Here is a 20,897-nt window from a genome sequence, read left to right on the forward strand (position 1 = left end):
CTTATTCCTTAAAAAGCCCCCTATAATAAGGGGGCTTTTTTTTATGCTGGAAATTCAATCAGACTTAAGAAAATATAATATCCTTCATAATGCGTTAGGACTTTATAGGTATAAAAATGAATATAATGAAACCATCTAAAATTTTATACAGCTAATAATCAAAGCTTTATTAACTGGTTTTAAACGGTTTCACTATAAAGCTTTTATCTACAATGCCTTAATAAAAGCAATTGTCACTTTTGCTGCATTACGTTGGGCAACACCAGATGAGAAAAAAGCACCTACATTTGGGTCATGATCTGCACCAGCTAAATCAGATAAGCTACGAAAGGCAATAAATGGAATATTGTTTGCATAAGCGACTTGCGCAACTGCAGCTGTTTCCATATCTACACAATCCCCTTTTAATTGATTGTGTAGATAATCTCTATATTCACTATTGGCTAGGAATGATCCACTCGATACACCACGCTCTCCTATAATAATTTTAGGCTGATAACAGTTATTCTTATTTGCACAAATCGCTTCTAAAGAGGGTTGAGTAATATTTTGAATGCGAGCTGCAGTATTTAATAATGTTGGATCTACACTAAAATCTGTTTTCATTTCACCATATGCAACAGGAATAGCTTGATCACCAATTTGTGTTGTTAATGCAATATTTTGGTAGTTTGATGAATTAATTACATTTGTTTGTCTAAAAAAATGAGTCTTATATGGCGGGATACTTTGATCTAGTTTCAGACCAAGACAGGAAATATCTCCTGTAGAACCACAAGCAGATGGCGTCTGTGTATTGTTTGCATAAAATATTTCATTTGGAGCAATCCAGCTTTTTACAATAACAACATCGCCTACATGATAGTTAGGGTTTAAGCTACCTGCAATGCCACTAAAAATAATGTGTTGGCTATTAAAGTGATCTGCTAGAAGCTGTGTAGTCATTGCTGCATTTGTCATACTTATACCACTTAAAGTAATGACAACGGCTTTATTTTCTAATAATCCTGTTGTGAATTTTTTACCTTGAATAATATAGTCTTTTTTGTCTTTTAATGAAGCCAATAATAAATCAGCCTCTTGACCAAATGCTGCAATAATAGCGAGTCTTGGTGTACTATCACTTAAGTATTTGTTATTTTGAAGTACTGCAGAGCTTGGTATCTTTTTATTGATGTTGTTAGAGCTACAGCCAATGAGTGCTATACCACAGCCAATCGCAAGGCTTAATAAAGATAATTTTTTAAGATTCATAGATATATCCTAAATAAAAGTAATAGTGAAACAGAAGTAACATCTTTCTTTTGAGCTGTCTATTAATAATAAATGTTAATTTTTCACTCTTCATTGAGGCTGTTTTTAATGGAGGTAGATTAGAGCAACACGTGCAGTATTCTTGAAAAAAGCTAGATTCTATTAATCTCTTTTGGAAGTTCTCAATTCACAATTAAAACGTATGTAATGAGCCAATATACCTTATTTTACAGATTAATATCGAGTAACAGAGAGGGAAAAGAATAAAAAATATCAATGGTTTAATTCGTAAACATTTGCCCATATTTTTATTATTCGCGTAGATGGTATACGTATGTTGAGTTATTATCTTCGTAAGTATTTAGGCTGGAGAATCTAAACTAAAGTTATAGCTAATTCGAGGGTGTTGAATGTGCAACTTGAATCTGTCTGATATACTTACTTTACAATTCAACGCCATGGTAAGTTACTGATAGTACACTTCATGGAGTGAATGATCTGTAAATAATATCATCTACAGATCATCAGTGACTTTAATCGTCTAATAAATCCATTTGTTTTGCAATTTGATATAAGTTATTTGCTCGGCTACCTGTACGGCAGAACATCAAAATAGGTTTTGGAAGTTCATTGTAGTGATTCGCAAAGGTTCTAACATCAAGTTCAGTGATTTGCCCTGAAATGACAGGTTGATAAACGTAGTCTAAACCAACATTTCTAGAGGCTTCTTCAATTTGTGCACTGGTGGGTTGTTCTGACCCACCTTCAAAATCAGGGCGATTGTTAATTACAGACTTAAAGCCTTTTTCCACAATTTGATCGACTTGTTGAGGACCAATTTGTCCTGCAAAACCAACATCTTCAGTCATTTGGTGCTCCAGTGTTTTAATGTAGATGTGTGTATATTACTCTAGATTATAAATAATATATGCTGTGATGTAAGTGCTTGTTAGGTTTTTATTTGATAACAATAGCGTTAATTGAGCTGGTGGCATGATACGCACTTTGTGATTATGATAGGGTATTGTTGTATGTTTAGAGATGAAATATAAAATGATTTTGGTTTGCCCAGCATGTACGGCTAAAAATAGAGTAGAGACAGATCAACTGGTTAATCAACCCATCTGTGGCCGATGCCAAGATATGCTAATACCGCAACATTCAATCGTGTTAAATGAGCAAAATTTTAGTGCTTTTATACAATATAGTGATTTGCCTGTAGTGATTGATTTATGGGCAGACTGGTGTGGCCCATGTAAAGCGATGGCACCACATTTTGAGCATGTTGCATCGCAATATACAAATGTGATTTTTGCAAAAATTAATACTGAAGAAAACCCACGTTTAAGCCAAGCATTTAATATTCGTAGTATTCCAACATTGGTTTTTATGAATAAAACAACAGAGTTAGCACGTGTGAGTGGTGCACTCAAAGCGACCGAATTAAAGCAATGGGTTGATCAGAGCTTAACAAAATTATAAAGCATAGGAGGGCAATCATGACACAAGCAATTAAACCAGAAGGGACTTTATCACTGCAAACGATTGCAATGCCTGCAGACACCAATTGGAGTGGTGATATTTTTGGTGGCTGGATTGTTTCACAAATGGACTTGGCAGGTGCGATTCATGCTGAACGTTTTAGCCAAGGTCGCTGTGCAACAATAGCCATTAATCAAATGTCTTTTTTAGTACCTGTAAAAATTGGTGATGTGATTAGTTGCTATACCAAAATTTTGAAAGTAGGAAATACATCTATTCAGATTCAAATCGAGGTGTGGGACAGTCACGATGAATCTAGACCTGCTAAGCAAGTCACTGCAGGTATTTTTACATTTGTTGCCGTAGATGCAAATGGCCGTAAACGTCAAATTGCTGAGGCATTAAAAGCGAAAATGTCTGATGAAACAGCTCCTTAAGGAGCTGTTTTTTTAATGTTTAGTCTTTAAAGTTGTTGAACTGTAAAGGGATACCAAACTGTTGTTCTTTCAAAAATGCCATGACATTTTGTAATGTGTCGCGCTTTTTATCTGTAACACGAATTTTATCGCCTTGAATAGATGATTGAACTTTAATACCACTTTCTTTAATGGCTTTGTTCACTTTCTTTGCAGTATCTGAGTCTAGGCCATCTTTAAGTTTAATCACTTGTACAATGTGCTTTCCCGAAGCTGTTGCTTTTTCTGGGTCCATGGCTTGTACGTCAATTTTACGCTTGTAAAAATGGTTTTCTAGCATACTGTAGACTTGTTCACACTGAAAATCACTTTCAGTCGAAATTTTAATTTCTTTGTTTTTTTCGTTAAGTTCGATTTTGACGTCTTGCCCACGAAAGTCAAAGCGTGTTGAGATCTCTTTTTGAGTGTTTTGTACCGCATGGTTCACTTCAAAAAGCTCAAGTTCAGAAACGATATCAAAAGATGACATATCTATACCTTTACAAATGGATGAAATATCTGAGATGCTATGAGGGTTTTCTTGATTTGCCAAGTGTTGTTTTATAAAAAGGAGTATAGCATGATCCGTAAACAAGAAATTACAACATTTGACTTCCCAAAGGATGCAGTCATTTGGGATGTTCGTGATGTTCAATCATACCGTGAAGGGCATTTGAAAGGCACAGTCAATTTACCAATTGATGAGATTACTGAGCAGAGTTTGATGAGTGTGTCAGTAGGCCAGCCGATCTATGTACTTTGTGGTGGTGGTAGTAAAGCACCACGTGCAGCAGAGAAATTAGAAAACTATGATGATAGCCGTGAATATGTAGTTTTAATGGGCGGTATGCGAGCTGTCCTAGCTGCAGGTATGCCTATACAAAGTTAAAAAAAGCGCCTTAGGCGCTTTTTTTAACTTTGATAGTAAGGCTTCTTAGCCTTCTTTTTTTTGTCAAAACGCTGTGGCGCGAGTTTATTGTATAACTGAGTAGGAATGGGGAGAAGCTCACCATGAATTTCAGCGGCCAAAATTTCAGCACACAGTGGTGCAAATAAAAAGCCTTTAGAACCTAAGCCTGTATGGGTATAAATGCGGGTACTCTCTGAGGTAATACCAACCAAAGGTAAGTAGTCTGGACTTTGTGCTCTAATTGCACTACGACCTTGCCACGTAGTGGTCTGAGGAAAGTGTTCGCTATATTTTGGGTAGGCTTGATTGAGCAGTGTTAAGTTATGCTCATGGTCTTCAAGAAGTACGTTTGTGTCTGTACGTTGTGGTTGAAATGATGCCCCTAAAATGACTTGTGTTTGGTCTAGCTGTGCCATATAGCCACCATAGCTGAGTGCAGTATGTGCTTTAAGTGGTGAACTGCTGGTTTCGAACCAACTGACTTGGCCACGAATTGGTTTTAATGTGGGGTGATTTTTCACAAGCTCTGGGCTTGCTGTCGCCACACAAGACACAACATAGTCTGCTTGATAGATGTTTTCGTGTGTGTCTGTTAGAACAACGTCATTAGCGTGTTCAGTGATGTGTCGAATATCCACTATATGCAACCGAATATTTGCATGTGCCAGAATTTCATCTTTAAGCAGGTGTGGTGTAATGGTGCCTGCATGCATAAGTGTTGCCGTTGGGTGATGACATTGATGATCAGGTAAACTCAGTGCTGTAAACGTATTCTTAGGATAGTTCTGGGCAATGTGATGTAGCTCGCCTGCATGTTTAAGGTCGCTTTGTTGCACGGCAATGGGTGAAAATGCATTAAATTGTTGATAGTAGTTTTGCGCATATTGCCAACTACAGACCATGAGGTGTTCATGGGCTTGTTCAATTGGGCAGACTTTTGGGTTAATGAGTGCCAGAGGGTTACCAGAACCACCACACAGTGGCGTGGTTTTCTCAAAGAGATCTACACGATACCCTCGCTGTGCAAAAGCCCATGCTGTCGTTAAACCTGCAATGCCTGCACCAATAATAGCAATGTGTTGCTGTTTATGCGTAGGTTGGTTTGGTTCAGTACTTATTTGTGGCCAGACACCTTTGAGCATTTCACGTTTATGTCCAAAGCCTTTAGGTCGGCTAATGTGTATGCCGTGAGCTTGTAGGCCTCGTTTGATTATACCTGCCACACTAAATGAAGCGAAGGTTGTTCCCATATCTGATAATCGAATGATATGTTTGAGAATATTTTCTTGCCATAACTCAGGGTTACAAGATGGGGCAAAGCCATCTAAAAACCAAGCATTAACAGGTGTTCTAGTCGTGATTACTGGGAAAATATCGGCCGCATCGCCAAACCAAAGGTCAATACTAAAGCGTTCTTCTGAGAATGAAAGTCGATGACAGCCTGCAATTGCTTGAGGGTATTGTTCTATCAACTGTTGTGCCAGAGGTTCAAGCTCGGGCCATGCTTTAAGTGCACGGCTCAGGTCTTGATGTGATAGCGGGTATTTTTCAACGCTGACTACGTGTAGGTGGCTGTGATTATCGCAACGTACCTCACGCCATAGTTGCCATAGGGCTAAAACATTTAAGCCTGTACCAAAGCCTGTTTCACCCACACAAAAATATTGATAATCTGTGAGTTGAGCTAGGCGTGTGCTGAGGTCATTGCCATTTAAAAAAACATGCCGTGTTTCGAGTAAGCCATTGGCTTTTGAAAAGTACACATCACCAAATTGGCGAGAGCAAGGGATATCTATACCATCAACGGACTGCCAGTCTAGTTCGGCATGTTCAATCTTTCCAAACACAAATATTCCTTTACTTACCACTGTCTACGGCGTTTGGTATAAATATAACCCGCCAAAATAAAGCCAAGCAGTACACCAACCCCAAGTGTTGCTGCACCATACATAAATAATTGTGCTGTACGTTCACTTTGTAGCACTTGAACTTGTACCCCAAGATTGTCATTTTTAAGTTGTAATTCTTGGTTGCGTGCCAGTGCATCAAGGTTGGCTTTTTCAAGTTGTTGCATACGTACTTCTTGATTTTTAACCAACGCTTTTATTTTAAGGTCATCTTCTGCTTTTTTTTGTGCCAATTGAGCAGGTGAGTTGGGCTCAACAAGAGGTGCTGGCCCTTTTTTTACTGTAGGCGATATAGCGACACTACTTGCCGTAGCTGTAGCCTGAGTAGTTTGTGCAGTAGGTGCTAGAGCCCAGCTCAGTGATGGTAGCCAGAGTATGCTTGCGAGGAAACGACAGACAACATGACGCATAATGTTAGCCTTTAGGGAAAACTTGAATGAATGGTTTAATATCGATATGGCGGTACACACCTGCTTTGAGGTAGGGTTCTTCTGCCAACCATGCATCGAGTGCCTCTCTCGTGGCAAAATCAACCACAAGCGTACTGCCATAAAACCCATCTTGAATATTGTCTGGATTTTTAGGCATTGGCCCACCAAGTATGAGTTGCCCTGCTGCGTCTAGTTTTTCTAAACGTGCCAAATGGTCCGGGCGAGCAGCAAGGCGTTGCTCGAGTACATTGTCATGGTCTGTGCAGGTAATGATATATAAAGCCATGTTAAATTCCTTTTAAATAATGTGCTTAGTTGTCTGATTTAAAGTGTTTTCTGAGTAAAATGAATTGTCCAATAATAAACGAAAACATCACCAGTAAATCACCAAATGATGTAAATTCACCCCAGTATTTACCTTTCATAAAAATAAATGCAAAAAATACATGTAGTGAACACATCACAAAAAACATAGCTGCCCAAGCATAGTTGAGTTTACGCCAGCCTTGAGCTGAAAGTTCGAGTACAGGGCCAAACATACGTTTGATGAGTGGTGTACGCTCTTTGTTAAAGAAAGGTGAGAGTAGGAATGCACCTGCAAATAATAGATTAAGTAGTGCCGCTTTAAGCTTAATATAGAAGTCATCACTGAGCATGAGGGTTACACCGCCAAAAACGACGGTCATGAATAAAATTAACCATTGTTGTTTTTCAAGACGAAACTTTTGGGAGATAAATAGTACGGTATAGACGACAACCATTGAAATAATGAGTGCTGCTGTTGCGACTAAAATATTATTATTGTCTTTACCACCTGCTGAACCAATCAGCGTGAGTAATGGGTGGTGGGTATTATTAGGATCAACAGTTTTATAAAAATAGAAAAATATAATTAATGGGATAAAGTCCAAAAGTGCTTTCATGTTAAAGTGTTTAATCCTATCTCTTGAGTGGTACAGTATAAGATATGCAGGGTATAGATTTACATACGCATAGTAATATTTCTGATGGTGCTTTGTCCCCCGAGGCGCTTGTAGAAAAAGCTGCTCATTTAGGGGTTCATACGTTGGCACTCACAGACCATGACTCGATGGACGGTGTGCAACGTGCAATAGATGCATCGACTGAGCATGACATAAAAATCATTACAGGTGTAGAAATTTCAAGCCAATGGTCACGCCCAAGCACCAATAAAAAATATGGTGTGCATATTGTGGCGTTAAACATGCAGCATGTCGAATGTTTAGAAGTAGTATTATGTACGCAAAAGCGTGTGCGTGCTGAAAGGGCACAGCTGATCTGTGAAAAATTAGAAAAAGTACTCAAACATGATTTCTATAGTGAAGTGTTAAGTCGTGTAGATGGGCAAGCAGATCATATTACCCGTAATCATATTGCACAGGCTTTGTTGGAAAATAGGGTGGTGAACCGCCTGCAACAAGCCTTTGATCGCTTTTTAAAAGAAGGCAAGCCTGCGTATGTGGGTTTAAATTGGATTGACTTGGCACAGACCATTCAAACCATTCATGAGGCTAAAGGCATCGCCATACTTGCACACCCAACACGTTATGGTTTATCTGCAACGAATATTCGTTATTTAATGGCGTTGTTTCACCAGTTGGGAGGCGATGCGGTAGAGTTGCCTCCACGTACTGAAACCGCTTCTACACGGCAAATGATAGATCGTTTAATTACACAATATGGTTTTGATGTATCTATTGGCAGTGACTTTCACGGTGACCATATGCCGTGGGCAAAGTTGGGTCAAACGCCTGTGTTGAAAGATGGACAAGTCGGCGTTTGGGAAAGGTTTAATTAGTGTAAATTGTGCTTATCTAGTGCAATGGTGGGTGGTAGAGGTTGTTTGAGTGAGGTGAGTAGCTCTCGCTCTATGAGTCTTACAATAGAGTCGAGTGGTAAGTCGTTATCTTGTTTACCAAAAGGTTCTTCGAGCTCTGCCCCGAGTTTATCTAGACCTAAAAACATATAAGCCAACAAGCCAACCAAAATGGGTGTCCAAATACCTAATACACTGCCTAAACTAAAGGGCAGTAGAAAACAAAAACTATAAACAGCACGGTTTAATAACACGGCATAGGCATAAGGAAGTGGTGTACCTGCAATGCGGTCGCAACCTGCTTGCACCGCACCGAGTTCAATAATATGGTTGTTGAGTTGAGTATATAAAATATCGCTGAGCTCACCTGCTTTGTATGCTTCAAAGAGTTCTTTTTGCATTAAGCTCAGCATATATTGCGGTGCATTGATGTGGTCTTTTAAGTCGTTGACGGCTTCTGTGCTGAGGGCAACACGTTCTAAATAATGCTCTAAGTCGGCGGTTTGTTGGCGTAAGCGGTCACGTAATACATTGGTAAAACAGATTAAATGATGCAATGTTCGTTCACGTCGTGGTGTTGATAAGATATGACTGTCACGGTCTATGTGGCGTGTGGTGGCAATGAGTGCTCCCCACAGTTTACGCCCTTCCCACCAACGGTCATAACTGGCATTATTACGAAACCCTAAAAAAATAGAAAGAATAATACCAAATACGGTAAAGCCAAGAGCAGGCACTTGTGGGACATCAATATGGTGCTGATAAGACAAGAATGTGGCTACACCAGAAATGAGCATTAAAATCATCAGTTCTGGAATGACTTTAGGCAAAATTGTGCCATGCCATGAAAATAACAGCTGAATAATATTATTTTTATCTCTGACAATCATATTTCAAATCTTTGCGTTGTGCTTTATATGAGTTGATGCTCTGCAAAAGAGAATGAACCTGTTGGTGAAATAATGCAATGGTCAATCAGCTGTATTTCTACTAAGGTGCAGATCTGTTGAATATTTTGGGTGAGTTGATGGTCTGCTTCAGAGGGTTGTGCATGCCCAAAAGGGTGGGTATGACAAATCACAATTTGTGAGGCATGCTGTGCAACAATATGCCGTGTAAATTGATTGCTTGAAAATTGGCATTGATTGATGCTGCCATAAAACAGAATACTAAAATCAAGTTTGCACAGGTCAGCATCTAAACACAGTACGGCAAAGACTTCTTGTTTTTCCCCTTGTAGTTGATAACGTAAAAAATCGATGACTTTTTTAGATGCATCAAAAGGTTTTTTTGCCAAGGTATAGTCTTGTTCAATATAACGCCGTCCAAGTTCTTTAACTGCCATTAGCTGTGCATATTTGGTGTGACCAATACCGTGAAAGGTGGTGAGCTGTTCTAAAGTACAGTCAAAAATGGGGTTAAGACCACCAAAGTGCTGAATGAGTTGCCGAGCAAGGCTCACCGCGGAATGTTGTTGCGAGCCTGAGCGTAAAAAAATGGCTAAGAGTTCAGCATCAGATAAACTTTGTGGCCCTTGTTTGAGTAGACGCTCTCTCGGACGTTCTTGCTCTGGCCACGAATGAATGGGTGATGTCGTACGATAATTGCTCATGTGATTTGGCGGTTTATGTGCTTGGGTGACGGCTTATTTAATGCTATTGTGAGCCACAGTGCAAGATGAGTTGCAATGGGTGAGTGGTTTGAATCAAGATATAAATTTCAGTAAAAACATCGTATTGGCTGTTACAGGTGGGATTGCTGCCTATAAGAGTGCCATTTTGGTTCGCCGTCTAAAAGATTACGGCTTTAACGTGCGTGTGGTGATGACCAAAGGGGCACAAGCTTTTGTTACACCGTTAACTTTCCAAGCACTCTCTGGTAATCCTGTACATACCACTTTACTTGACCCTGAAGCAGAAGCGGGTATGGGGCATATAGAGCTTGCTCGTTGGGCAGATTTGCTACTGGTTGCACCTGCAAGTTGTGATGTGATTGCAAAATTGGCTCAAGGCTTGGCTGATGATTTACTTTCTACAGTATATCTGGCCACTAAAGCACCTGTATGGGTTGCTCCTGCTATGAATAAGCAAATGTGGGCAGCGAAAGCCACACAACGAAATTTAAATACGTTGAATACAGATGGCGTGCATGTGATTGTACCCGATGCTGGTGTACAAGCGTGTGGTGATGTTGGTTTAGGGCGTATGCCAGAACCTGAGCTTTTAGCAGAGCAAGTTTATTTGTATTTTCAGCAAAAACAACGTGATTTAGCCAAAAGATTTGGTTTGTTGGCAGGAAAACGTGTGGTGATTACTGCAGGGCCGACCCGTGAAGCCATAGACCCTGTACGTTATATTTCAAACCATAGTACAGGCAAAATGGGCTTTGCTTTGGCAACAGCATGTTATGCTGCTGGTGCTGAAGTAGATTTAATTGCAGGGCCTGTGAGCTTATCTACGCCACACGGTGTTACACGTCATAATGTGACTTCTGCCAGTGCAATGCTTGAAAAAAGTCTAGCTTGTATAGACGTAGGTTGTGATGTGTTTATTGCAACAGCTGCAGTTGCAGATTATAGAGTGGCAGAAGTTGCGACACAAAAAATTAAAAAATCGGGTGATACTTTAGCCATTGATTTACTTAAAAACCCAGACATTGTGGCTACCATTGCCAAGCAACCTAAACGCCCGTTTATGGTCGGCTTTGCCGCAGAAACACAGCATGTTGAAGACTATGCCAATAAAAAACTAGTGGCGAAAAAATTAGATATGATTGCCTGTAACGATGTCTCTAGAGCCGATATTGGTTTTGCGTCAGATCACAATGCCATGGTGGTCTTTTTTGCACAGCAATATGCGATGCCTGCTCAAACCCTACAGCGTGCACCGAAACTAGAGATTGCACAGCAATTGGTTGAGGCGATATCAATGGCATTACAACAACATAAACGACCATAGCAAGAAGCTATGGCGTGTGTTGCTGTATGACTTGTTTATTGGTGATGTAGAGTCGACTGAGTAGTAAAATACAGGCAATTAGTAATCCGATATTTAAACTGAACCAAATGGCTTCAGGGCCATGAACTGAGTAACGAATCCAATAGATACTTAGTGGCATACTAATGCCCCAATATGAAATGAGCGTGACCCACATAGACGAGCGGGTATCTTGCATGCCTCGTAAACAGCCTGCTGCACTGACTTGCAGGGCGTCGAGCAGTTGATAACTAATACAAAAGTACAGTAAAGATAATGTAATTTGAGCAACACGTAGGTCATGGGTATACAGTGCGGTAATCTGCTCTTTAAAAACAGCAATAATCACCATGGTGATACAGGCAGAACAGGTGGCTGTAACCAGTCCCACATGTTGTACTTTTTTCATGGCATCCCAGTTCTTTTCACCATAATACGTACCTACACGAATCGTTAAGGCAATCGATAGTGACATGGGAATCATAAATAATTGAGATGTGACAGAAATGGCAATCTGATGTGCCGCCACGACAGTGTCCCCCAAAGTGCTTAAAATAATCGCACCTGATGAAAACACACTCACTTCAAAAAAAACAGCAAGGCCAATAGGTACACCCAATACAATAATCTTTTTTGCGATCACAGGGTTAAATCTATCCCAACGTGTAAACAGCTGATCATTGTGGTAGGTTTCAGCTTTTGAAATATAGGTGGCTAATGTAAAGAACATGAGCCATTGTAAGATGGCTGTAGCAACGCCACCACCTGCACTGCCTAGTGCGGGGAAAGGGCCCATGCCATACATAAACACACAGTTCAGCGGAATAAGTACAACTAAAGAAAGTAGACTAATGGCCGTGACTGGACGAGGGTGACCAAGCGCTTCAGAGTAACAACGCAAAGAGGTATACATGCACACTGCTGGCATACCAAATGCAATAGAACGTAAAAATAGGCTGACTTTGGCTTGTAGGTCGAGTGGCACTTTAAATGCAGACAGCATCAATGGCATGAGTTGTAAAACAAAAAAGGCAAAAATACCCAGTCCCGCAGAAAGCCATAGTGATTGTCTAACAATATAGGCAATATTTTGGCGTTGTTTTGCCCCAATCGCTTCAGCAATTAAAGGTGTGGTCGCAATGACAATACTGGCCGACAGTAACATAATTGGAATCCAAATTCCGACACCAATGGCGATTGCGGCAAGGTCTGCTGCTGAAATTTGCCCTGCCATGATGGTGTCAATTAAACCTAGCCCTGCTTGAGAGAATTGGGTCATTAAAATTGGAATCATGAGTGCCAATAATTTTTTGAGTTCAGTGCGAAAGCTCGCAGCCTGTGTCATACAAAGTACTCTTATATTGCGGTCGTGGTTTTGTAATAACTAAAGCACCCAGTAGGCACTTAAATTGTTGTGATTTAAACAGGTGGCAATATAGCAAAATCTCATTCAAAAAACTGCTTTTACCTGAGCAAAGCGTTTAATTGCGACAAGATTATTTTATTGTGACTGCCGCAATTGATAAGACAGCATGTTAATATTAACTTTGAAAAACCACCTTGTAATTGAGTTAAATTTTTGACTGTATTAAGCCCCCAAAGTATTCCGTTATCTTTGTATATCCACATGCCGTGGTGCGTAAAAAAATGCCCATATTGTGACTTTAACTCACATACTGTGCCCGATGGAACATTGTCTTTAGATTTAGAGCAACAGTATTTAAAGGCATTGGTTGAAGACTTAAATACACAGCTTGAATATGTCCAAGGGCGTGCAATTGAAAGTGTTTTTATTGGTGGGGGGACGCCGTCGCTCATTTCTGCTCGTGGCTATGCATGGTTATTTGAGCAGATTAAAAGAAAAATCAATTTCACGGCAGACTGTGAAATTACCTTAGAAGCCAACCCTGGTACGCTAGAGCATCAACCTTTTGAAGACTACTTAAATGTAGGGGTCAACCGTTTGTCACTCGGAGTACAAACTTTTGATACGGTGCATTTAAAGAAACTGGGTCGTATTCACTCGGCTGATAATGCAACGGATGCCATACAAAAAGCCAAGCAAGCAGGTTTTCGCCGTGTAAATGTCGACTTAATGCATGGCTTACCTGAGCAAACCTGTGAGCAAGCATTATTTGATTTAAAACAAGCGGTAGAACATGGTGCAACACATATTTCTTGGTATCAACTGACCATTGAACCGAATACCGTTTTTTTCCGAACCCAACCCATTTTACCGCATGAAAACACCTTAGAAGACATACAAGTCAAAGGCGAAGCCTATTTAACCGCTCAAGGTTTCAAACAGTACGAAGTATCTGCATGGCGAAAAGAAGCGCCATCTTTGCATAATATGAATTATTGGCAGTTTGGTGACTATCTAGCCATAGGGGCGGGGGCACATGGTAAAGTGACTTTGCCTGATGGTGTTTATCGCTTTCAAAAAACGCGGTTGCCAAAAGACTACTTAGCACAAGTGCCTGCACCAAACCTTCAGTGGCAACAGATTGCTGCTGACGATATGCCTTTTGAATTTATGATGAATGTCTTACGTTTAAATGAAGGCATTCATGCACAAGCTTATACAGAGCGAACAGGGCTTTCTTTAGCTCATTTACAGCCCAAAATTAAGCAACTACAACAACAACAGCTACTTTGTGATGCTGCTGATGTATTGGCCTGTACGCGAAAAGGACATTTGTTTTTAAACAGCGTGTTAGAGCAGTTTTTATAGCGTGCCATGCCGTTACTTTAAGCTTAAAAAGTCTGCTAAATTTGGTTTGCAACCATTCCAAATTTCAAAGGAAACAATCGCTTGACCCACAAGCATGCCAAAACCATCGCTGTAGGGAATGCCACGTTGTTCAGCCTGTGCTAAAAATGTAGATGGTTTGCCATAGGCCATTTCATAGGCGTGGCTAAATTGCAGTGTATCGGGGAGTACTAATGCATCACCTGACAGCGAAGCAGAAGTTGCGTTAATGACTAAATCAAATTCACCTGCCAAGTCATCTAAAGCACATGCATTGAGCGTTGTCGAGCCGACTTGGTTTTTAAGGTCTGCAACCAGTTGAGTTGCTCTTGTGAGCGTGCGATTGGCAATGACAATCTCTTGAGCACCTGCATGTGCGAGGGGGAGTACCACGCCACGAGTTGCACCGCCTGCACCTAAAATGAGAATTTTTGCACCTTGTAAAGACCAACCAAGGGCGTGAATTGCATCAACTAAACCTTGTCCGTCAGTATTGTCGCCATAAATTTTCCCTTCTTTTGACCACAGTGTATTTACAGCTTTGGCTGCTTTTGCACGGTCAGTCAGTACATCACACAATAAAAAAGCATCTTCTTTAAAGGGCACAGTGACATTCATTCCTTGACCACCTTGTTTAAAAAATGCAAAAACAGTGGTTTTAAATGCAGGGACTTCTGAAAAAATTTTGTCGTAATCTAGTGTAATATTTAGTTTTTTTGCAAAGGCTTGATGTAATTCAGGCGAGCGCGAGTGTTGAATAGGGTTCCCAATCACTGCAAATTTTTTAGTTTGATTCATAGACGGTACTTTAATGAATTGAATAAATTTCATGTAAACATATCATAACAAAAATACCGCCATAAAAACGATGGTTGTTGAATATTTGAGCGTATGATAGATTGTTATTTTTAATAATAAGTGAGATAAAATCGAAAGAAATAAGATGTTATGTAGATAAAAACAACAATCGAAACAATAAATTTGGAGTCAATAATGTCAATAAGCCCAATCGAGCTACTAAAACAGAAAGTTACACCACAGATTGTAAGTGCCCAACAGCTAGAGATTGATGCAGATAAGAAAGCATCTTTACTCGCTCAGTTTTATCCTATTTTTTTGTCATTACTATATAAGTTCCCAGACAGAGTTGATGCGATTTTAGCGAATAAAGGCAGTGCTCTTGCGCATCTGTTTGCTGATGATGCACCCATTACGAAACAGTTGGTTCATCGTTTAGCAAGCCACCATAGTTTGCCGGATCAAACAGTAGTTTCATTACTTGATCAGTCCATTGTACCGAGTATTGAAGCCATTAAAGATGAAGTTGGTCCGCATGGTTTTGCAGGTTATTTATCTGAGCATATGACCACAATTGCTAGCGCTTTTCCTGCATGGGCCTCAGGTCTACTATCTGCTTTGGGGTTAGGTGCAGTACTTGGAAGTGAAATAAAATCACAGCATGTCTATGCACAAAAAACAGATAAACCTATCAGTATTTTTAGAAAAATATTTCCGATTCTTGCATTAATTATTTTAGCAATTCTAGTCTTCTTCGGTTTAAGGTCATGCCAAAAACCGAATGAGCCTGTAACCAGTCCATCTACTGCAAGTGAGGCATCGTCAAGTGCTTCTGCGCCAAGTAATGCTTCTGATGTTGCAAAAACTACAGCACCCGCTTATTTGGCTTTAATATCAGGAAAAGAAAATACACTTCATTCGTGTGTGGCGAAAGTGGGTAATGATTCATTGGCAGTCAAGATTAAGTCTGCGATAGAAAAAGTATTTGGTGCCGCAATTTCAAATTGTAAGGTGATGGCAGACACAGCATATGCGACTGATTTGCCAAGTACGGCTCATTTAGAAGCCATTTTAACTGCGATTAATAAAGTTCCTGATGCAAGTTTTGAGTGGAAGGGTAATCAATTTTTTGTCAATGCGCCCAATAAGGCAGCACTTGCTACATTGGTAACTGAAATTAAGGGTCTTGCTCCAGATTTAGAGGTAACAGCGACTGTACCATTGAATGAAGAGCAATCTGTAAGTCAAAGTATTGATGACAGTAAACAGGCTTTAGCAAACTTAGGTCAACAAGCAAAACTTGAAGATATTGCACATGCATTGAACTTGCAAATTATTAACTTCCCGACAGGTTCAAGAGATTTACCTGCGCGTAATAAAGAAATTTTAGACCAAGCGGTGACCTTGCTTAAAGATGTACCTCATGTGAAATTGATTGCCGATGGCTACACAGACTCGACAGGAAATGCAGAAGCCAATAAAAAGCTGTCTCAACGCCGTGCCCAATCTGTTGTAGACTACTTGGTTGAAAAGGGCATATCTGCTGATCGATTACAAGCTGTAGGCTATGGTGCAGATAACCCTGTGGCTGACAATGCCACTGCAGAGGGACGTTTTAAGAACCGCCGTATTGAGTTTAAAGTGATTGATACTGCAAATGGGCAAACAGATGTTGTAAAAAGCCAATAATTTTATATATCAATAAAAAATGCAGACCACGGTCTGCATTTTTTATTTAAATGGTCTTGATTTATGGGTTACAGATGTCTTGCACTTTTTCAATGACAAATAATGATAAAAATAGGCAGATTGACAGCGCTAAAATGACACTGACAGTAATAGATACACTGTCAAATAACACATCATTACTATGCCTAAAAACAGAGCCGATTGCACTTAACATCAGGGCTGTAGAAATTGTTGAGAGCGTCAGCCATTTATGTTGATGAAGATGCTTAAGCATAATTTTTATAAATCCTACACGCTTACGCTGTGCTTAATAATATTTAGACCATATCATAGAGTAAATCTATTAAATAAATATGAATAAATTAAAATTTATCCATAAAAATCTTAACAGAATGTAAGCGGTTCAAAAATTAATGACTTCAACCACATGCTTATTGAGTAGGCGGTGCTAAAGTGAGCCAGTCACGAGGCTTTAGATAATAGCTTGTTAAGCGCTCTTCAGCAGATCCTTCTTCCCATATTGGTCTATAGCTCCAGCTGACTGCATTGGGTAAACTGACCAAAATAGATTCAATCCGCCCACCTGTTTGTAAGCCAAACAGCGTGCCTCGGTCATACACCAAGTTAAACTCAACATAACGGCCACGGCGATAGAGTTGAAAATCTCTTTGTGCTTGGGTGTAGGGTTGTTCACGATGCTTCTCAAAAATAGGAATGATGGCATTTAAGTAGCCATTGCCCACGGCTTGAATATATTTAAAGCAGGTTTCAAAGTCCCAGCGGTTTAAATCATCAAAGAACAAGCCACCTACGCCACGCTGTTCGTCACGGTGCTTGAGGTAAAAGTAATCATCACACCATTGTTTGTGTTCTGCATAGACTGTATCGCCAAATGGTTTGCATAAATCAAAAGCATTTTTATGCCATTGCTGAATGTCTTCGTCATCTGCATAAAATGGTGTTAAATCGAAACCACCACCAAACCACCAAATGGGGTCTTGTCCCTCAGGTTCTGCTACAAATAAACGAATATTGGCATGAGAGGTGGGAATGTGTGGGTTCTTCGGATGAATGACCAATGATACGCCAAGTGCTTGAGCCTTTGCCCCTGCAATATTAGGGTGTCGAGCAGTGGCAGAGGCAGGTAAGTTTTTAATATCGATGTGTGAAAACATCACGCCACCTTTTTCAATCACTGTACCATCTTGTAGTACGCGTGAACGGCCACCGCCACCTTCTGTACGTATCCAATCATCAATGATAAATTTTGCAGTTCCCTGACCTGACATTTCTTGTTGTTCTAGTGCTGTACAAATACGTGCTTGTAAATCAAGTAGAAAGTCTTTAACGCGCTGAATATCTACATGAGATGGGTTTTGCATAACAACCTCATAGTGATTAGTTGTAGTCGGTAGAGCCACTATAAGAACATAAAACCATAGAAAAAGTAAGGGATTTAATATGGATAAAATCCCTTAACTTAATTTATTTTTTAATTTAAGAGCGTCGGTTAAAGTCTTCTTTTTTATACAGGTGTGACATACGACTCACTTTGGTTTTTAAGTAAGACTCATTAAATGGGTTTAGTCCCACAGTTAAAGCCACACGATCAGTCACATCTATGCCTAAGTCGGTGAGTGCTTGTACTTTTAATGGGTTGTTGGTAATCAGTTTGACTTGCTTGACTTTTAAATGATCGAGCATGATTTTACACATATCATAACGTCGTGCATCTGCAGGCAAGTTCAACATGAGGTTTGCATCAACGGTATCATGTCCTTGGTCTTGTAAAGCATAGGCACGAATTTTATTGGTTAAGCCAATGCCACGACCTTCTTGGCGTAAATATAAAATCACGCCTTGTTCAGCATCTTGAATCATTTTTTGCGTGGCTTGTAATTGGGGGCCACAGTCGCATTTGAGTGAAGCAAACGCATCACCTGTTAGACATTCTGAATGAATGCGAACCAATACAGGCTGAGCAGGAGCCTCAGCATTTACCAAGCCTTTAGATAGAGCAACATGTTCCTCTTTGGTTTCTGGATCTTGAAATACACTAATCTCAAAGTTACCAAAAGCCGTTGGGAGTTGAGAGGTTGCGATAAATTTTATCGGCATAAAATACATTCTTCCATATTATAACTATTAAAAATTATAGCCCAAGCAGATGTCTTACGTAGATTAAATATACAAAAACGCCATCAAATATTTTATTTTCATCAAAAGTTAAAAATTAGTCATTGAATAAGGGTTCATTTTTTTTAGATAATTTACATAGATATACGGTAAGTGTTCACACTAAAATACATCTTTGCATATATTACATTGAAAATAAGTACCGATGATATAGAATTGTCGGTTTCAATATTACCCCCTAGCTTCGGGTTTGCCAGGCTAAAAAAGGCTCCGCTACATATGTTGTATACAGAAATACCAGCTCAGCGTCCTGTTACGCCATTGTTAGATCAGATTCATGGTCCTGAACAATTACGTCAATTTGCTTCATCACAACTTGTGCAAGTGGCAAATGAGTTACGTCAATACATTTTGTATGCGGCAGGAAAAAGTGGTGGCCATTTTGGAGCCAACTTGGGTGTGGTAGAGCTGACAATTGCATTACATTATTGTTTAAACACGCCACTAGACCGTTTAATTTGGGATGTGGGTCATCAAGCCTATCCACATAAAATTCTGACAGGTCGCCGTGAGCAAATCACAACAATCCGATCAAAAGGTGGTTTAGCGGCTTTCCCTACAAGAGATGAGTCTATTTTTGATACGTTTGGGGTTGGACATTCATCAACGGCAATTTCTGCTACTGTGGGTATGGCGTTGGCCCGCCGTTATCAAAAGAAACCTTGCGAAGTGGTTGCCGTAGTTGGTGATGGTGCAATGACTGCAGGTATGGCATTTGAAGCCATGAATGATGCAGTCGCTCATCAAGCTGATATTATGGTGGTGCTGAATGATAATGACATGTCAATTTCATGTAGTACAGGTGGATTTGCCAAGCACTTGGCAGGCATTTGGCAACAAGGCCAATTTGTTAATATTGATGTCAATGGTAAGCCTGTACTTGAGCCACACCCAGACTGGGAATACCGCTCAAGACTACATCAACCTGCAACCCAAGAAACAGATAACTTATTTAAAGCGATTGGTTTTGAGTACTATGGTCCATTTGATGGACATGACCTCGAGCAAATGGTGCGCGTGTTTAATGCAGTTAAACAGCGTAAAGGCCCACGCTTAATACATGTTTATACTAAAAAAGGTAAAGGTTTCTCGCCTGCAGAAGCAGACCCAATTCAATATCATGCTATTGCTAAAGTCTCGCAAACTGTCACCACGCAGCCTGTGATCACATCGAAAAAAGCACCAAAATATTCAGATGTGTTCGGACAGTGGTTATGTGATGAAGCCGCGCAAGATCCACGACTCCTTGCCATTACCCCTGCCATGTGTGAGGGTTCTGGTATGGTTGAATTTGCAAAAACATACCCAAATCGCTTCTTTGATGTTGCCATTGCAGAGCAACATGCGCTGACTTTAGCTGCAGGTATGGCTTGTGAAGGGGTTAAGCCAGTCGTTGCTATTTATTCGACCTTTTTGCAACGTGGTTATGATCAACTGATTCACGACATTGCGTTACAAAATTTAGATGTGACTTTTGGAATTGACCGTGCAGGGCTGGTGGGTGAAGATGGCCCAACACATGCGGGTGTATATGACTATGCGTACATGCGTACGATTCCAAATTTGGTATTAATGGCACCGAAAGATGAAAATGAATGCCGTCAAATGTTGCATACAGCATACCATTACGCAGGCCCTGCTGCTGTGCGTTACCCAAGAGGTGCAGGTTTAGGCGTGACAATGGATGCAGACTTTACACGTTTAGAGATTGGTCGTGCTGAAGTCGTATTGCAGTTGAATGCAAAAAGTGATGAGCAGATTACAATTTTGGCTTTTGGTAGTCGTGTTGCACCTGCAATGCAGGCTGCACAATCTATTTTTGAGCATTTAGATGTAGGCGTGTGCGTTGTAAATATGCGTTACATTAAGCCGCTAGACCACCAACTGATTGATTTATATAGCGACAAAACCAATCTATTTGTGACTGTAGAAGAACATGCAGTCATGGGCGGAGCAGGCAGTGCTGTAAATGAATATATGGCTCAAGCCAATATTGTAAAACCAATCATTCACTTAGGCTTGCCAGATTGCTTTTTAGAGCATGCAGAGCACAGTCAAATGTTGCAAGATGCAGGTCTTGATGCAACAGGTATTGCGCATAGTGTGGAGCAGGCATGGCATAAAACAATGCAGGTCATTTTATAATTTTGAAATTATTTTAGAATAAATCCTATCTAAAATAGGGCTAATTTGCTAAAATAATATGGCTTA

The 20,897-nt window shown here is 40.1% G+C and carries 22 protein-coding genes; 8 read left to right on the forward strand and 14 right to left on the reverse strand.

Annotated features, from left to right (window positions below):
• Positions 1-207: 207 nt before the first annotated feature.
• Both I2F31_RS12620 and I2F31_RS12625 read right to left on the reverse strand, forming a co-directional pair.
• A complete protein-coding gene (locus I2F31_RS12620; protein WP_195769976.1) occupies positions 208-1,254 on the reverse strand; it encodes a 5'-methylthioadenosine/S-adenosylhomocysteine nucleosidase in 1,047 nt (348 codons plus the stop codon).
• 533 nt (positions 1,255-1,787) lie between these two features.
• The gene (locus I2F31_RS12625; protein ID WP_195769977.1) at positions 1,788-2,123 is read right to left on the reverse strand and encodes a TIGR01244 family sulfur transferase; all 336 of its coding nucleotides are present in this window, start codon (positions 2,121-2,123) and stop codon (positions 1,788-1,790) included.
• A 184-nt stretch (positions 2,124-2,307) separates the two neighbouring features.
• Here I2F31_RS12625 and trxC point away from each other — a divergent pair, with 184 nt between their 5' ends.
• The gene (gene trxC, locus I2F31_RS12630) at positions 2,308-2,736 is read left to right on the forward strand and encodes a thioredoxin TrxC (RefSeq protein WP_195770016.1); all 429 of its coding nucleotides are present in this window, start codon (positions 2,308-2,310) and stop codon (positions 2,734-2,736) included.
• Positions 2,737-2,753: 17 nt separating this feature from the next.
• The gene (locus I2F31_RS12635) at positions 2,754-3,173 is read left to right on the forward strand and encodes an acyl-CoA thioesterase (RefSeq protein WP_195769978.1); all 420 of its coding nucleotides are present in this window, start codon (positions 2,754-2,756) and stop codon (positions 3,171-3,173) included.
• Positions 3,174-3,192: 19 nt separating this feature from the next.
• Here the strand turns inward: I2F31_RS12635 and I2F31_RS12640 are convergent, their stop codons facing one another.
• Positions 3,193-3,681: a YajQ family cyclic di-GMP-binding protein gene (locus I2F31_RS12640; protein ID WP_195769979.1), complete on the reverse strand. Its 489-nt coding sequence runs from the start codon at positions 3,679-3,681 to the stop codon at positions 3,193-3,195.
• Between the two features lie 90 nt (positions 3,682-3,771).
• On the opposite strand from I2F31_RS12640, the gene I2F31_RS12645 reads away from it, so the two are divergent.
• A complete protein-coding gene (locus tag I2F31_RS12645; RefSeq protein WP_195769980.1) occupies positions 3,772-4,080 on the forward strand; it encodes a rhodanese-like domain-containing protein in 309 nt (102 codons plus the stop codon).
• A gap of 23 nt (positions 4,081-4,103) precedes the next feature.
• On the opposite strand, the gene mnmC is transcribed toward I2F31_RS12645, so the two are convergent.
• Genes mnmC through I2F31_RS12665 form a run of 4 tightly spaced genes read right to left on the reverse strand, consistent with a single transcriptional unit; the run spans position 4,104 to position 7,362 of the window.
• Positions 4,104-5,954, reverse strand: coding sequence for an FAD-dependent 5-carboxymethylaminomethyl-2-thiouridine(34) oxidoreductase MnmC (gene mnmC, locus I2F31_RS12650; RefSeq protein ID WP_195773984.1), 1,851 nt, complete (start codon positions 5,952-5,954; stop codon positions 4,104-4,106).
• Positions 5,955-5,962: 8 nt separating this feature from the next.
• The gene (locus I2F31_RS12655) at positions 5,963-6,418 is read right to left on the reverse strand and encodes a hypothetical protein (RefSeq protein ID WP_195769981.1); all 456 of its coding nucleotides are present in this window, start codon (positions 6,416-6,418) and stop codon (positions 5,963-5,965) included.
• Positions 6,419-6,422: 4 nt separating this feature from the next.
• A complete protein-coding gene (locus I2F31_RS12660; protein ID WP_195769982.1) occupies positions 6,423-6,725 on the reverse strand; it encodes a YciI family protein in 303 nt (100 codons plus the stop codon).
• A gap of 25 nt (positions 6,726-6,750) precedes the next feature.
• Complete coding sequence (locus I2F31_RS12665) at positions 6,751-7,362, reverse strand: septation protein IspZ (protein WP_195769983.1); 612 nt, start codon at positions 7,360-7,362, stop codon at positions 6,751-6,753.
• A 44-nt stretch (positions 7,363-7,406) separates the two neighbouring features.
• Between I2F31_RS12665 and I2F31_RS12670 the strand changes: the two genes are divergently transcribed.
• Positions 7,407-8,258, forward strand: a complete 852-nt coding sequence (locus tag I2F31_RS12670) for a PHP domain-containing protein (RefSeq protein WP_195769984.1) — start codon at positions 7,407-7,409, stop codon at positions 8,256-8,258.
• Here the strand turns inward: I2F31_RS12670 and I2F31_RS12675 are convergent.
• Entirely contained in the window at positions 8,255-9,166 is a 912-nt protein-coding gene (locus I2F31_RS12675; RefSeq protein ID WP_195769985.1) for a bestrophin family protein, read from the reverse strand. The genes I2F31_RS12670 and I2F31_RS12675 overlap by 4 nt on opposite strands.
• A 23-nt stretch (positions 9,167-9,189) precedes the next feature.
• On the reverse strand, positions 9,190-9,888 hold the full coding sequence (gene radC / locus I2F31_RS12680; RefSeq protein WP_195769986.1) for a RadC family protein: 699 nt from the start codon (positions 9,886-9,888) through the stop codon (positions 9,190-9,192).
• An 88-nt stretch (positions 9,889-9,976) separates the two neighbouring features.
• On the opposite strand from radC, the gene coaBC reads away from it, so the two are divergent.
• Complete coding sequence (gene coaBC / locus I2F31_RS12685; protein ID WP_195770018.1) at positions 9,977-11,233, forward strand: bifunctional phosphopantothenoylcysteine decarboxylase/phosphopantothenate--cysteine ligase CoaBC; 1,257 nt, start codon at positions 9,977-9,979, stop codon at positions 11,231-11,233.
• 7 nt (positions 11,234-11,240) lie between these two features.
• Here the strand turns inward: coaBC and I2F31_RS12690 are convergent, their stop codons facing one another.
• Positions 11,241-12,596: an MATE family efflux transporter gene (locus tag I2F31_RS12690; RefSeq protein ID WP_195769987.1), complete on the reverse strand. Its 1,356-nt coding sequence runs from the start codon at positions 12,594-12,596 to the stop codon at positions 11,241-11,243.
• Between the two features lie 234 nt (positions 12,597-12,830).
• On the opposite strand from I2F31_RS12690, the gene hemW reads away from it, so the two are divergent.
• Positions 12,831-13,985, forward strand: a complete 1,155-nt coding sequence (gene hemW / locus I2F31_RS12695; protein WP_195769988.1) for a radical SAM family heme chaperone HemW — start codon at positions 12,831-12,833, stop codon at positions 13,983-13,985.
• Between the two features lie 12 nt (positions 13,986-13,997).
• Here the strand turns inward: hemW and aroE are convergent, their stop codons facing one another.
• The gene (aroE, locus tag I2F31_RS12700; RefSeq protein ID WP_195773985.1) at positions 13,998-14,801 is read right to left on the reverse strand and encodes a shikimate dehydrogenase; all 804 of its coding nucleotides are present in this window, start codon (positions 14,799-14,801) and stop codon (positions 13,998-14,000) included.
• Between the two features lie 195 nt (positions 14,802-14,996).
• Between aroE and I2F31_RS12705 the strand changes: the two genes are divergently transcribed.
• Positions 14,997-16,490, forward strand: coding sequence for an OmpA family protein (locus I2F31_RS12705; protein WP_195773976.1), 1,494 nt, complete (start codon positions 14,997-14,999; stop codon positions 16,488-16,490).
• A gap of 61 nt (positions 16,491-16,551) precedes the next feature.
• Here I2F31_RS12705 and I2F31_RS12710 read toward each other — a convergent pair whose 3' ends face one another.
• The 3 genes from I2F31_RS12710 to ribA all read right to left on the reverse strand — a co-directional run bounded on the left by I2F31_RS12710 (position 16,552) and on the right by ribA (position 18,608).
• Entirely contained in the window at positions 16,552-16,764 is a 213-nt protein-coding gene (locus I2F31_RS12710) for a hypothetical protein (RefSeq protein ID WP_195769990.1), read from the reverse strand.
• Between the two features lie 157 nt (positions 16,765-16,921).
• Positions 16,922-17,872 carry an oxygen-dependent coproporphyrinogen oxidase gene (hemF, locus tag I2F31_RS12715; protein ID WP_195769991.1) on the reverse strand — a complete coding sequence of 317 codons (951 nt, stop codon included), beginning with the start codon at positions 17,870-17,872 and terminating at the stop codon, positions 16,922-16,924.
• A 115-nt stretch (positions 17,873-17,987) separates the two neighbouring features.
• The gene (ribA, locus tag I2F31_RS12720) at positions 17,988-18,608 is read right to left on the reverse strand and encodes a GTP cyclohydrolase II (RefSeq protein ID WP_195769992.1); all 621 of its coding nucleotides are present in this window, start codon (positions 18,606-18,608) and stop codon (positions 17,988-17,990) included.
• 297 nt (positions 18,609-18,905) lie between these two features.
• On the opposite strand from ribA, the gene dxs reads away from it, so the two are divergent.
• Positions 18,906-20,831, forward strand: coding sequence for a 1-deoxy-D-xylulose-5-phosphate synthase (gene dxs, locus I2F31_RS12725; protein WP_195773977.1), 1,926 nt, complete (start codon positions 18,906-18,908; stop codon positions 20,829-20,831).
• The last annotated feature ends 66 nt before the right edge of the window (positions 20,832-20,897 follow it).

It is taken from the genome of Acinetobacter rathckeae, assembly GCF_015627125.1.
GTDB lineage: Bacteria > Pseudomonadota > Gammaproteobacteria > Pseudomonadales > Moraxellaceae > Acinetobacter > Acinetobacter rathckeae.